This window comes from Sphingobacterium sp. 1.A.5 (genome assembly GCF_002734235.1).
In the GTDB taxonomy this organism is placed as follows: domain Bacteria; phylum Bacteroidota; class Bacteroidia; order Sphingobacteriales; family Sphingobacteriaceae; genus Sphingobacterium; species Sphingobacterium daejeonense.
The window spans coordinates 1-14,609 of record NZ_PEBA01000013.1; the positions used below are offsets into that span (position 1 = coordinate 1).

9 protein-coding genes and 1 tRNA gene are annotated in these 14,609 nt (G+C 39.4%); 4 read left to right on the forward strand and 6 right to left on the reverse strand.

Features of this window, described 5'->3' with window-relative positions; translation table 11 throughout:
• Window positions 1-317: 317 nt before the first annotated feature.
• The 6 genes from CRT24_RS08425 to CRT24_RS20845 all read right to left on the reverse strand — a co-directional run bounded on the left by CRT24_RS08425 (window position 318) and on the right by CRT24_RS20845 (window position 10,266).
• Window positions 318-791 (reverse strand): DinB family protein, encoded by a 474-nt coding sequence (locus CRT24_RS08425; protein ID WP_099370805.1) that lies wholly within the window; start codon window positions 789-791, stop codon window positions 318-320.
• Between the two features lie 83 nt (window positions 792-874).
• Entirely contained in the window at window positions 875-2,608 is a 1,734-nt protein-coding gene (locus tag CRT24_RS08430; RefSeq protein WP_144034540.1) for a M14 family zinc carboxypeptidase, read from the reverse strand.
• 1,202 nt (window positions 2,609-3,810) lie between these two features.
• Window positions 3,811-6,075, reverse strand: a complete 2,265-nt coding sequence (locus CRT24_RS08435) for an aconitate hydratase (RefSeq protein ID WP_099370806.1) — start codon at window positions 6,073-6,075, stop codon at window positions 3,811-3,813.
• Window positions 6,076-6,285: 210 nt separating this feature from the next.
• Window positions 6,286-9,048: a bifunctional aconitate hydratase 2/2-methylisocitrate dehydratase gene (locus CRT24_RS08440; RefSeq protein ID WP_099370807.1), complete on the reverse strand. Its 2,763-nt coding sequence runs from the start codon at window positions 9,046-9,048 to the stop codon at window positions 6,286-6,288.
• A 302-nt stretch (window positions 9,049-9,350) separates the two neighbouring features.
• Window positions 9,351-10,031, reverse strand: coding sequence for a ribulose-phosphate 3-epimerase (gene rpe / locus CRT24_RS08445; RefSeq protein WP_099370808.1), 681 nt, complete (start codon window positions 10,029-10,031; stop codon window positions 9,351-9,353).
• Window positions 10,032-10,101: 70 nt separating this feature from the next.
• Window positions 10,102-10,266: a hypothetical protein gene (locus CRT24_RS20845; protein ID WP_180269094.1), complete on the reverse strand. Its 165-nt coding sequence runs from the start codon at window positions 10,264-10,266 to the stop codon at window positions 10,102-10,104.
• A 779-nt stretch (window positions 10,267-11,045) separates the two neighbouring features.
• Between CRT24_RS20845 and CRT24_RS08450 the strand changes: the two genes are divergently transcribed.
• From CRT24_RS08450 to CRT24_RS08465, 4 genes are all read left to right on the forward strand, one after another.
• On the forward strand, window positions 11,046-13,178 hold the full coding sequence (locus CRT24_RS08450; protein WP_099370809.1) for an HD family phosphohydrolase: 2,133 nt from the start codon (window positions 11,046-11,048) through the stop codon (window positions 13,176-13,178).
• 114 nt (window positions 13,179-13,292) lie between these two features.
• Window positions 13,293-13,379, forward strand: a tRNA-Ser gene (locus tag CRT24_RS08455).
• A gap of 535 nt (window positions 13,380-13,914) precedes the next feature.
• Window positions 13,915-14,214, forward strand: a complete 300-nt coding sequence (locus CRT24_RS08460) for a type II toxin-antitoxin system RelE/ParE family toxin (RefSeq protein WP_099370810.1) — start codon at window positions 13,915-13,917, stop codon at window positions 14,212-14,214.
• A 5-nt stretch (window positions 14,215-14,219) separates the two neighbouring features.
• Window positions 14,220-14,504 carry an addiction module antidote protein gene (locus CRT24_RS08465; protein WP_099370811.1) on the forward strand — a complete coding sequence of 95 codons (285 nt, stop codon included), beginning with the start codon at window positions 14,220-14,222 and terminating at the stop codon, window positions 14,502-14,504.
• Window positions 14,505-14,609: the final 105 nt, after the last annotated feature.

A 14,609-nucleotide genomic window follows, 5' to 3' on the forward strand; every position in this document is an offset into this window, starting at 1 on the left:
TGCCAACGACCTGCTTGAGTGTTTTCATGTTAATTTTTTGATGTGAAACTGAAAAATCAATAGTGAAACTTCCCTTGGACTTGTCTCCTGATGGATATTCAAGCTGGACTGTAATTCCGCCTTACATTCTGTTCTGTCTTAGGAAGCGAAAAAGAGGAAGGCCATCTCTAAAAATCAGTATGCTAAAAAAGCTACTAAGACAGCCCTAGGCTCTCCCTCTTTTCACTAAATACAGCAAATCTATAAAACAAAAAATGTCTCCTACATTTGCTTGACACAAACATAGGAGACAGCCCCTTTTCTATTTTAAAAATGATTTAGTATCGATCCCAGAACATTGGTGGCTCAATTCCCAATGACCTCAAATAAACATACCCCTGCGCGCGGTGATGAATCTCATTGTCCAAAAAATAAACCATATTTTGATTAATCGGAAAGTTGAACTCCCCAAAAAGATTGAAATCTTCTTTCATACGATCCTCAGATATTTTATTAAAATATTCTGAAATCAAAGGGGTTTGCCTATCCCACTCCGCCAATAATGCCTCTTTCGTGTTAAAAGGTAAATCATGATTGTATTTACTGATATTATTGTTCACAATATCCTCTAATCCTGGAAGTCCTATACTTAATATTTCCTTAATCAAATCACTAAAAGTCCGCATTCCACCAATGCTGAATTCAAATAGTTCCTTCTCAGGAAATTTCTCAATTGTTTTTCTTGTTAAAGTTCTATGGCCTTGCCAATTATTTAAAAACTGCTCCTTTGTCAAAAATGCTGCTGTGCTCATAATGTTTTCTTTTTTGTTATTGAATACTCAAATTTACAAGCAGATTATGACAGCCTTTTGTCAACAGCTTTCAACTTAAAAATTTACCTAGCTCGAGCAATCGGATAAAGTCCATAATCATGCTCATAATGATGGGTTCTTTTATAAATCCACTCTAATTGAGTCCTACCATCGGCAGCAAAGATTGGATCGTTCTTTTTCGCATCTTCAAATTCTTGCTTTAGCTTTGGGTCTTTCTTCAATAAATCAGCGGCAGTATCTTCAAAAATATAGGCCGAAAAATATTCCTTTTGGGATAATATAGCGTCAAAGAAATTCCAAGAAAAAAACGAATCCATCCCTTGTGGCTCCAATGTTTCAACAATATATCTGTTCATAGGTTGATCAGTCTCAACCACCCAATCTCCAGCATAAAACTGAACCTTCATCATCTTCGGACTAACTTCAACAGAATGATGAGGATAATGTCCCTCATAAGGATGGCTTTGGGTTTTATATGATGAAATATAATACATCTCAACCTCCATTAACTCATCCTTCTCAAGTTGCTTCATCTGAACTCCATTGATCTGCATCAATTCTATCAATTTATCATAAGCCTGAGGAATAATGTAGGCCTTAGGTTTCGTAATGATCACTGATGGTTTATAATGGCTATAATAAGGCACTTGTTTATTGAAAGGCTTGCTCCTATCATAATACAGTCTTTCCTGACCAGAAACATCACTTTTCTTCTTACCAGATTCAAAACCCATAAAATCTATCGTATCGACATGCTCCGTATCCAATTTCCAACTAACAGGAAATTCCATCTGTTTGGCAACAGATTCTTTTATTTTTTGACGCAATGCTACCAATTCTTTTGATTCCTGAACAGCTACCTCATACAAACTTTTCATGAGCGTGTAAGTAGATTCCACTCTTTGTTTGTAGGGCTTCCACATATGTGTTTCAGGCATGTAACCAATGGTATTATGCAATGCCGCATAACCTGTTGAATATCTAGGACTTTCCAAGAAAGAAACCAATCCTGACTCCGACGTTTCTCCCTTTGGATTCACATAAGGAACCATTGGAAACCCAGCCTTTTCCATCCGACGATACAATTCATCCGTAAATCTGGATTTCATAAATGGAGCCAGTTCGGGATGAAGCTTATCTTTATGTGTTTCAATCAGGGTCATTACATATTGGTAATCCGCACCATTGCTGGTATGAGTATCAAAGAAAACATCGGGATCCCATGTGCTAAAGATCTTCTGAAACAACCTTGAATTCCTTGTGTCCCCTTTTATAAAATCTCTATTCAAATCATAATGCTGTCTTGATCCTCGAAAACCATACTCATTTGGACCATTCTGATTCACCCTCGATTCACCTCGATTCAACATCCCAGCAATATTGTAAACCGGAATAACGCACAGCACCAAATTATCTGGCAATTGATTTCCCTTCAGCAATTCTCTGATAAACATCATCGAAGCATCTATACCTTCAGGCTCACCAGGATGAATTCCATTATTGATCAACATCACAGCCTTACCCTTAGATTTGATACTAACCGGATCAAAATCGCCATCCTTCGAAAGAACAATCAATTGCAACGGCTTCCCAACATCCGTAGACCCAACATCAATCAATTTAACATCCTTCCTACCCTTAAGTAGCGAAGCATAATAATCCGTCATCTCCTCATAAGTAACCGTAGTATTCTTATTGGGATCCAATTCATAAGGAGTTTTCTGAGCGTTTACCATAATTCCAGAGCTTAGTAAAATAGCCGTTAAAGCCAATGTTTTCAATAGATTTTTACTCATTACCGTTTTAGGATTAAAAGGGAAATTAAAGGTAGGGAATAGATTTGAGATGTGAGATATGAGATTTGAGATAGCAACCTCGAATAGCGGATTATTATTTTATAGACAATAGACATAAGACATAAGACATTAGAAAGTGCAAGGCGGTGGAGATGCCGTGGTTGTTTGTCTCTACCAACCACCTAGAATGGCAAATTTGCCGTGTTAGTGTGTCTCTACCAACCACCTAGTATGGTAAATTTGCCGTGGTTGGTGTCCTCACTAACCACCTAGAATAGCGAATTTGCCGTGGTTGGTGTCCTCACCAACCACCTAGAATAGTGAATTAATATTTTATAGACAATAGACATAAGACATTAGACAATGCAAGGCGACAGAAATGCCGTGGTTGGTGTCCCCACCAACCACGAAATAGATCCAGTAAAATTTAAATCAACCCTATTTAGGCAATGTCAATAAGATTAGAAAAAAACAAGGCTATAAATAGGATTAACCCCTTGTGATTAATATGCCATAGAAAAGTATTCAGTGGCAGGTGGGGACACCTGCCACGGCGAACTAACCCCATCGGGGTTAAGTGCCGGAGACATGAAATATCTCTTAAATACCATCGGCATGTAATATCTATAGAAATGTTTATCGCCTCAAAAACCAACGCCGTAGGTGTGGCATGTTTGTTTAACTCCAGCTATAATAGTGTCACCCCGATGGGGTTTTGCTCTTTTCGAAAATCACAATTCACGCCACACAACCCCGCTAGGGGTGCAACTATTCTAGAAATGATTATTCGATGCCATCCAACCCTGTAGGGGTGTCACTATAACCCCTTTCCCACGACATGGCTGTCATTCCTAATCGCAAGATTAGGAAACTATTTTTATGATTTAGAAACAATAGTGGTCGGTGTCTTCACCGACCACGGCGAACCACGTCCAGCACAACGCCATCGCCTTGGCATGTTTGTTAAACTCCCTTAATGACATTGCCAATTTAGGATTGGACACAAGTCTTATGTCTTATGTCTTATGTCTACTGTCTACTGTCTACTGTCTAAAAAAAGTGCTGCCCCATCGGAACAGCACTTTTTAAATCATGCATGTGTCTCCACCAAACACAATAATAAATTCAGTAAAATTTAAATCAATCCTATTTAGGATTGGACACAAGCCTAAGTCTTTTGTCTTATGTCTTATGTCTACTGTCTAACTCTGATTCGCGCGAATAATATTCAATGCACCACCTGCTTTGAACCAACCGATCTGTTGTTCATTGTACGTATGGTTTGCAAGAATTTCTTCTGACGTACCGTCTGCATGGTGCAATACCAGCGTTAGCGGTTTGTTAGGAGCGAATTCAGTTAATCCGATGATATCGATGGTATCGTCTTCTTGGATTTTATCGTAATCATCTTTATTATCGAAGGTAAGACCAAGCATACCTTGTTTCTTCAAGTTTGTTTCGTGAATACGAGCGAATGATTTCACCAATACAGCACGAACACCTAAATGACGAGGCTCCATAGCTGCATGCTCACGAGATGAACCTTCACCATAGTTTTCGTCACCTACAACGATTGAACCAATTCCCTCAGCTTTGTAATCACGTTGTGTTGCTGGAACTGGACCATACTCGCCAGTCAATTGATTCTTCACGTTATCAGTTTTTTCGTTGAAGTAGTTCACCGCACCGATCAACATATTGTTGGAAATGTTGTCCAAGTGACCACGGTATTTCAACCATGGACCAGCCATAGAAATGTGGTCAGTAGTACATTTACCTTTAGCTTTGATCAATAATTTCAAACCTTTAAGGTCCGTACCTTCCCATGCTGCGAAAGGCTCCAATAATTGAAGACGATCAGAATTAGGATCTACATCAACTTCAACTTTTGAACCATCTTCTGCTGGAGCTTGGTATCCTGGATCATCAACTGCAAATCCTTTTTCTGGCAATTCATCACCTGTAGGAGGATCTAATTTGATTTGTTCGCCGTCTTTGTTTGTCAAGGTATCAACCAATGGGTTAAATCCTAAATCACCGGAGATCGCAATTGCTGCAACCATCTCTGGAGAGGTAACAAATGCAAATGTATTAGGGTTACCGTCAGCACGTTTCGCAAAGTTACGGTTGAATGAGTGAACGATTGTATTCTTCTCTTGTTTCTCAGCACCTGCACGGTCCCACATACCGATACATGGTCCACATGCATTGGTAAAGATTGTAGCGTTAAGGTCTTCAAAAGTCTTTAATAAACCATCGCGGTCAGCAGTAAAACGTACTTGCTCTGAACCTGGATTAATACCGAATTCAGCTTTAGTAACTAAACCTTTCTCAACAGCCTGACGAGCAATTGATGCAGCACGTGACAAATCTTCGTAAGAAGAGTTTGTACATGAACCAATCAATCCCCACTCTACTTTTGTTGGCCATCCGTTTTTACCTGCTTCCTCACGCATGCGAGAAATTGGAGTATACAAGTCTGGAGTAAATGGACCATTCAAGGATGGTTCCAATTCAGACAAGTTGATTTCAATCAATTGATCGAAATATTGTTCAGGATTAGCATAAACTTCAGGGTCTGCTGTCAAGTGTTCTTTTATTGCGTTTGCAGCATCAGCAACTTCTGCACGGTCAGTAGCACGTAAATAACGTTCCATTGACGCATCGTACCCGAATGTTGAAGTGGTAGCACCAATTTCCGCACCCATATTACAGATTGTTCCCTTACCAGTACATGATAATGACTCAGCACCCTCACCGAAATATTCTACGATAGCACCAGTACCACCTTTTACAGTTAAGATACCAGCAACCTTCAAGATTACATCTTTTGGCGCAGCCCATCCTGATAATTTACCAGTTAATTTAACACCGATAAGTTTAGGGAATTTAAGCTCCCAAGGTAATCCTGCCATCACATCACACGCATCAGCACCACCAACACCGATAGCAACCATACCTAAACCACCTGCATTTACAGTATGAGAGTCGGTTCCGATCATCATACCACCTGGAAATGCATAATTCTCTAATACAACCTGGTGAATAATACCAGCTCCTGGTTTCCAGAAACCAATACCATATTTGTTAGAAACTGAGCTTAAGAAGTTAAATACTTCTGAACTTTCATTTTTTGCACGATTTAAATCCTCTGCAGCACCATCACGAGCTTGAATCAAGTGATCACAATGTACAGTTGAAGGAACCGCAACCTTAGGACGACCTGCTTGCATAAACTGCAACAACGCCATTTGAGCCGTAGCATCTTGCATCGCTACACGGTCTGGTGCAAAATCAACGTATGATTTTCCACGCTCATAGGCCTCTGTAGCGTTTCCGTCCCAAAGGTGAGTATATAAAATTTTCTCAGATAAAGTCAAAGGCTTATTTACAACTTGACGAGCAGCGTTTACACGCTCATCATATTGTGAATAAACTTTCTTGATCATGTCTATATCAAATGCCATAACATTAGTGTTTTTATATTTTTTTGATTGCTTTTGTAAGCATTTACAAAGTACTCATTTTTTAAATTTCTTTCTTAATATTAGTGTCAAGTAAATCTAATTTAAAATCATTCTAAGGACACATTTTAGAAACAACTAACTAAACAATTGGTTTACAAAAAAAGGCTGCCTAAAATTTAGACAGCCTTCATGTATCTTATTGTAAAATAATTACTTCGTAGAAACAGGTGTGAATTTTGTCAAATCAATACCCACTACCGCAGCTTTGTACTCCTCAATATTAGGAATACGACCTAATATCGCTGAAAGAACAACTACTGGAGTCGATGCTAACAAAGATTCACCTTTCTTACCATCTCTATCTTCTACTACACGACCTTGGAATAGACGCGTGGAAGTAGCCATAACGGTATCTCCTTTAGCAGCTTTCTCTTGGTTACCCATACAAAGGTTACATCCCGGACGCTCCAAATACATTATGTTTTCATATTCAGTACGTGCAACGCTCTTAGGCAATGCATCGTTGAATTCAAATCCAGAATATTTTTGCAAGAATTCCCAATCACCTTCTGCTTTCAACTCGTCGATAATATTGTAAGTTGGAGCAGCAACAACCAATGGTGCATTGAAACTTACGAATCCCTTCTGCTCCTCAATATTTTTCAGCATTTTAGAAACGATCTTTAAATCGTCCTTGTGAACCATACAAGATCCCACGAATCCTAAATCAACCTTCTTGTTACCTGCGTAATATGAAAGATCACGGATAGTATCATGCGTATAACGTTTAGAAACGTCCTCATTGTTTACATCCGGATCGGCAATCATTGGCTCATCTATAATATCTAAATCAATAACAACTTCAGCATAGTATTTAGCATTTGCATCAGGTTGTAAAGCTGGTTTTTCTCCAGATCTGATTTCTTCAATACGCTTGTTAGCTTTGTCGATCAATCCTTGTAATACTTGGTTCTTGTTGTCCATACCTTTCTCCATCATAATCTTGATACGAGATTTCGCAATTTCTAGCGATTGAATCAATGTTTCATCTTGAGAAATACAGATCGATGCTTTAGCTTTCATTTCAGCAGTCCAGTCAGTAAATGTGAAAGCTTGGTCAGCCAACAACGTTCCGATATGAACTTCGATAATACGACCTTGGAAAACATTTTCTCCAGCGAATTGCTGTAACATCTGTTGTTGAGTAGCATGAACTACATCACGGAAATCCATGTGCTCTTTCATGCTTCCTTTAAATGTCACCTTAACTGATTCTGGGATTGGCATCGACGCCTCTCCTGTTGCCAAAGCCAATGCTACTGTACCTGAGTCAGCTCCGAAAGCAACACCTTTGGACATACGTGTATGTGAATCTCCTCCGATGATGATAGCCCACTCGTCAATCGTAATATCATTCAAGACCTTGTGAATAACGTCAGTCATGGAATGATAATCTCCTTTAGGATCACGAGCGGTAATCAACCCGAAGTCGTTCATAAACTTCATCAACTTAGGGATATTAGCTTGCGCTTTCTTGTCCCATACTGATGCTGTATGACATCCTGATTGATAAGCACCATCTACGCTAGGAGCAATAACCGTTGCAGCCATTGCTTCTAGCTCTTGCGCTGTCATTAATCCTGTAGTATCTTGTGATCCTACAATATTTACTTTAACGCGAACATCAGAACCTGCATGTAGAGTTTTATCCGGAGTAGAACCAACTGCATTTCTGTTGAAAATCTTCTCAACCGCAGTCAAGCCTTGACCTTCAATGGAAACTTCTTTCGCAGGTGCAAATACTGAAGGAGCAGTAATTCCCAAAGTTTGTGCTGCGAATGTTTGGATTTTCTTACCAAAAACAATGGCATAAGAACCACCAGCTTTGATAAATTCCATTTTCTGAGGTGTTAATGAACGAGAAATATCGATTAACTCCTTATCACCTTGATATAATTTCTTAGTTTTGGTATTGATCGTTAAGACAGTACCTGTTGCCACAGAATATACTTCCTCCAAAATAGGCTCGTCTTTTTCATTACGGACAACATTTCCTTCAGCATCCGTTTTCTTAACCCAGTTTTTCAAATCGATTCCGATACCACCAGTTACATCAACAGTAGTCAAGAAAATTGGAGAAATACCATTTGTACCTGCAACAATCGGAGCAATATTCACAAAAGGAACATAAGGTGAAGCTTGCTTACCTGTCCATAATGCAACATTGTTTACTCCTGACATACGTGAAGAACCAACACCCATCGTACCTTTCTCCGCAATCAACATCACGCTCGCATCAGGAAATTGAACTTTCAAATCTTCAATCTGTTGTTGTGCCTCAGGTGTGATCATACACTTACCATGCAACTCACGGTCAGACCTAGAGTGCGCTTGATTTCCTGGAGATAATAAATCCGTAGAAATATCACCTTCGCCAGCAATAAAGGTAACTACCTTGATCTCTTCAGCTACTTCTGGTAAATTGGTAAAGAATTCTGCTTTTGCATAGCTCTCCAAAATATCTTTGGCAATTGCATTTCCTGCCTCGTAAGCATCTTTCAAGCGTTGGGTATCTGCATCATATAAGAAAACTTGTGTTTTCAATACTTCTGCAGCTTGTTTAGCAATATATTCATCATGACCTAAAGCTAAATCCAATAATACTTTTATAGAAGGACCACCTTTCATATGAGATAATAACTCAAATGCATAAGTTGGTGTAATTTCTTCAACAGCAACCTCTCCTAAAATGATTTCCTTGAGGAATTGTGCTTTCACTCCTGCCGCCGGAGTAGTTCCTGGCAAGGTATTATAAATAAACAATCGCAAAGATTCTTCTCTATGCTCATTGTCCTTATCTTTAATTTGAGCTATAACTTCACTTAAAAGTTCAGCACCGTCAATTGGTTTTGGATGTAATCCTTGACCTTTTCGTTCTACAACCTCTTGTACGTAATCGTTGTAAATACTCATATATATTTTCCAAAGTTTAATGGCAGTCTTTGACAAGAACTACCAGGTGTTTAATAAATTAAGTTAATTTAAAATCAATATCTCCATTAATTTTATCTATCAGTTTAGGACTTTCCCTTTTTTGCCGAGATTCAGCTAAAAACCATTTTCAAGATTTTCCGCAAAAGTACTAAAAACCCACGGTTTAATACAACAATCAATATGTTCAAGCCAATTTGGAACAATTCTAAACAAACTGTTTAAACAGCTATACCATCCCATGAATAAATAAAAAAAGCGGCAAAATGGCCGCTCTTAAATCTTTATGCAGATTGAATATTTATGTCTATATCTTTTAAAGCTTTGATAGTTTCTTTTTGATCCTGAGAATTGAACACAAAAGATCCTGCAACCAAAACATCAGCGCCAGCTTCTAATAACTTGCCAGCATTTGAAAGTCCTACTCCACCATCAATCTCGATCAATACATCCGTATTGTTCTCGATTGCCAATGCGCGCAATTCTTTAATCTTGCTGTAAGTACGTTCAATAAATTTCTGTCCACCAAACCCAGGGTTTACCGACATCAAACATACTAAGTCGATATCTTGGATCACATCTTTCAACAGAGATACCGGCGTATGAGGATTTAATGCAACACCTGCTTTACATCCCAGTTCCTTAATCGCTGCTAATGTGCGATGTAAGTGCGTGCAAGCTTCATAATGAACCGTAATGATTTCAGCACCATTATCCTTACAAACCTGTAAATAACGATCAGGATCTACGATCATCAAATGTACATCCAATGGTTTCTTAGCATGCTTAGCAATCGCATTCATCACCGGAAAACCAAAAGAGATATTTGGAACGAATACGCCATCCATAATATCAATGTGAAACCAATCTGCTTCGCTCTCATTAACCATCTGTACATCGCGCTCAAGATTAGCAAAATCTGCCGCTAATACCGAAGGTGCAATTAAGTGTTGTTGTGTAGACATGTCTTAAAATTTCTGCAAAGATAACAAGTATTATCTGCTATCAGAAACATCCTAAACTTTTTGAAAAGATTCAGACATTTATAAAGCCTTGGTTGGTGTCCTCCTTTTCGCCAACAAGTATAAGGCCCTGGTTGGTGTCTTCTTTCTCGCTCTGGTTGTCTTCCGCACCAACAAGCATAAGGCCCTGGTTGGTGTCTTCTTTCTCGCTCTGGTTGTCTTCCGCACCAACAAGCATAATGCCCTGGTTGGTGTCCCCACCAACCAGCAATCAATGACTCGTCCTAAAAAAAGTTTACCGTTTTGCCTTGATTCACTATTAGTTTCACAGTTTAGTGGTCGGTGGAGACACCGACCACGGCGATTTGCCCTGGTTGGTGTCCTCTTTCTCGCTCTGGTTGTCTTCCGCACCAACCAGCAATCAATGACTCGTCCTTTATAATGTTTGCCGTTTTGCCTAAATCCACTATTAGCTTCACAGTTTAGTGGTCGGTGGAGACACCGACCACGGCACTTTGCCCTGGTTGGTGTCCTTTTCTCGCTCTGGTTGTCTTCCGCACCAACCAGCAATCAATTACTCGTCCTTAAAAAAGTTTACCGCTTTGCCTAAATCCACTATTAGCTTCACAGTTTAGTGGTCGGTGGAGACACCGACCACGGCACTTTGCCCTGGTTGGTGTCCTCACCGACCAGCAATCTCGCCCTGGTTGGTGTCCCCACCAACCAGCCAATATTTTTCCTTCCCGCCATCTGTCATTGTATCTTCTCCCACTCTCCGTCCTCTTTCATTCGCACCTTGCTCGGACCTGATTCGGACCTTGTTCGGATCGCATCCGAACAAGGTCCGAACAAAGTCCGTTTGAGGTCCGTACGAGAGAGGACTGAGTCCCCTATCTGACCTAGTCTGAACCCTTAATAATTTATTCAGGGAAACGATTCTGGATTGTATTGCGTTTAAGGGAAACTGTTTGCGGTAAAATAATTACATTTGTTTGTTAGGATCACTAAAAATAAAGCGTGGCGAAATTAAAAATAAACTACCCAAAGGATAAATTACAGCAAAACTCAACCCTATGGAAATATGGGATGGTTGTGCTTACCATTGTTTTAATCTGTATTTTCTTGCCTAAGCAACCTCGTTTCAGGTATGAATATCAGAAGGGAAAATCATGGAATCATGAAAACCTGATCTCTCCATACAACTTTGCAATCTTGAAAACTGCTGAGGAAATGGAACGCGACAGGCAATATATCCTGCGTACTGTACAGCCTATCTATAACCTCAATGATGTAGCTAGTAAAGAGCAGATTGACCAATTCAACACGGATCTGAACGAGAAATGGCAGGCTAGTCAGTTGGACTCTGCCGAAACCGGAGATATCAATGATTACCGTGAGGTAGGAACTGCCCTATTGAACTATATCTATGAACGTGGTGTGGTTTCCTTAAATAATAGATTCCAAAATAAAGGCAGCGACTCAACCAAAAATGATCCAACTTCTTTGGAGTATAATTTTGTATTAATCCATGACAATATAGCTCAACAAAAGAATACCGTTGATGTTTTCACCATTGAATCAGCTAACCAATATATAGTTGGGGCATTGGAAAAAAACAAACTCATCGAACATAAGCGTTGGTTGGCAGAGGTATTGAAGAATTACATAACGATCAATTTTGTTTTCAATGAGTCTCAAACCAACAAGGTTGAGCAAAATGCATTGGCCAATATCTCCACTACGAGAGGAATGGTCCAAAAAGATGAATTGATAGCGGAGCAAGGTAAGATCATCAACAACGATACTTATCAAAAGCTAGAATCCCTACGTAAGGTATTTGAAGATGAATCTAGGATCAGTGGTGAGCAGAATATGGTTACTTTTGGTCACTTTATTCTGATTTCCTTGGCAATGTCTCTGTTAATGGTATTCCTATACTTTTTCAGAAGAGATATATTCAATAATAACAGGCTCCTATTCATTATCTTCATCGTTATTTTGGTGATGCTGGGCGTACTGAGCTGGGCAATCAAGATCAAGATACCTAGTCTATACTACATTCCTTATTGTAGTGTGCCGATTATCTTTAGGTTACTTTTTGATACCCGTATTGCTTTGAACATTCATATCTTAATGGTGTTGGTTGCGGGATTGTTCGTACCTAACAGCTTTGACTTTGTATTCTTGCAATTTACAGCCGGTATGGTAGCGATCTATAGTATCCGGACATTGGTAAAAAGAGAGCAATTCTTGGTTTCGAGTGTGTTGATTCTTGGAACATATATCCTCGCTTATGTAGGTTTGGTATTGACAAGGAACGGATCTTTTTCGACCATCTATTGGCAAGATATCCTTCCGTTTACGGTGAGTGTGGGTCTGACGCTCCTAGCCTACCCGTTGATTTATGCTTTTGAGAAACTATTTGGAATAGTTTCAGACTTGACCTTAATGGAATTGACAAATTCCAATTCAAGGCTGCTGCGCGAACTTTCTCTGAAGGCTCCCGGAACATTCCAGCACTCCTTGCAGGTAGCGAATCTTGCTGAAGCAGCAATCTACAAAATCGGTGGTAACCCGCTTTTGGTCCGTGCCGGTGCTCTGTATCATGATATCGGTAAAATGATCAACCCTTTGTACTTTATCGAGAACCAAAAAACAAACGACAACCCTCACGAAGAATTGACACCGGAACAAAGTGCACAGATTATTATTTCACACGTTCTGAAAGGGATTGAAATGGCACGCAAAAATCAGATGCCAGAGGTGGTAATCGACTTTATCCGTACCCACCACGGTACGACGAAGGTTGATTACTTCTATAATATGGCTATTAAGGCAAATCCTGATAAGGTAATCGACGAGTCTATCTTTAAATATCCGGGTCCAGTTCCTTTTTCTAAGGAGACTGCGGTATTGATGATGGCAGACTCGGTTGAAGCCGCCTCCAGAGCATTAAAAGAACCAACTGAAGAATCTATCAACAACCTTGTCGACAAGATCATTGACCATAAGTTAATGCAACGTCAGTTCCAAAATGCGGATATTACAATGCGCGAGATCTCGGAATCGGCGAAGATTTTCAAGGCGATGTTGAAGAGTATTTATCATGTTAGGATCGATTATGATCTGAACAAGAAAAAAGATAGTTAAAAAAACAAATTGATATTCAAAAGGTTGCTTAACGGTGCGGCCAAATTGCATAATTTTCGATAAATCGACTTTGAAGAGTGAAAATTTTGCGTTATGTTTGCACTGTCGAAACCCGGAGAGGTGCCTGAGTGGCCGAAAGGAACAGTTTGCTAAACTGTCGTACTGGAAACGGTACCGCGGGTTCGAATCCCGCCCTCTCCGCAAATATAAAAATCAAAAATCCATCAATGTAATTGATGGATTTTGTTGTTTACAGGGGGTTGCCAAACTTGTTTGAGCAGCCCCCTGTAAACAACAAAATCTCGTGATAACGTTAAGGTTTTTGATTTTTATCTTTTAGCCCCCCCCTAACGGGATCGCCGTAGGCAATCCCGCCCGATTGTGCTTCAAATATTATCTAGTTTGATGCTAAGCTTCAAAATTCGTTTTTGATGTTCGTGCTTCTATTCCCATTCAGTCCTGTTATCCAGCCTGCAAGAGCAGTTTGTCATTGTTATTCTGCTTGCATAGACTGCATTTGGAGTGCAGTTGCCAAATACTCGCTTTTGGTTTATTGTTTTTTGGCTTTTCCCTTTACTTTTATACAAACCCATCGTAGTTAATTCATAAAATGCTTGCGGGCTGGGTTTTCCAAAGCAATCCTTCACGCAAACCGAAACCCAAAACTATCATTTTGAATGTTAAAGCATTAAAATTATTTTCATAATTTTGTATCCATTAGGATACATATTTACAAATGTACTTTATCGAAAAAACGCCAGAATTTGACAAGTGGCTAAAGAAATTAAAAGATTTGAGAGCCAAAGCCAAAATTATTTTCAGAATACAGAAAATTGAAAATGACGAGTATTTTGGCGACTGCAAACCTGTTGGAGAGGGAATTAGTGAGTTGAGAATAAATTATGCAAAAGGGTATCGGGTTTATTTCGGAGAGCAGGACAGAAAAATAATCCTTTTACTTATAGGCGGAGATAAATCCACACAACAGCAGGACATCGAAAGGGCAAAGGAGATTTGGAAAAAATTAAAAAAATAAGAAAAATGGAAACTTCAAAATTTGATATCGCAGACTATTTGGACAGCAATGAAATGATTGCTGAATATCTTAATACAGTTTTAGAAGAAGGTAATGATACCGACGTGATTACCGCAATCGGGCATATTGCTAAAGCAATTGGAATGACCAAAATAGCCGAAGAAACAGGAATGAGCCGCTCAAGTTTGTACAAAGCATTATCGGAAGGAGCAAAACCACAGTTTGAAACCATTATGAAAGTGCTGAAAGCAATTGGAGGACAAATCAGAGTAACACCTGTTTCTGCTTAAATGGAATTTATGGAAGACCAAAGGACGGAGGAGGTATTCGTCCTGCACTATGGTTAAAATTATAGAACCAAAAAACAACTCCCTGCTCACAGGGGTTTGTCAATT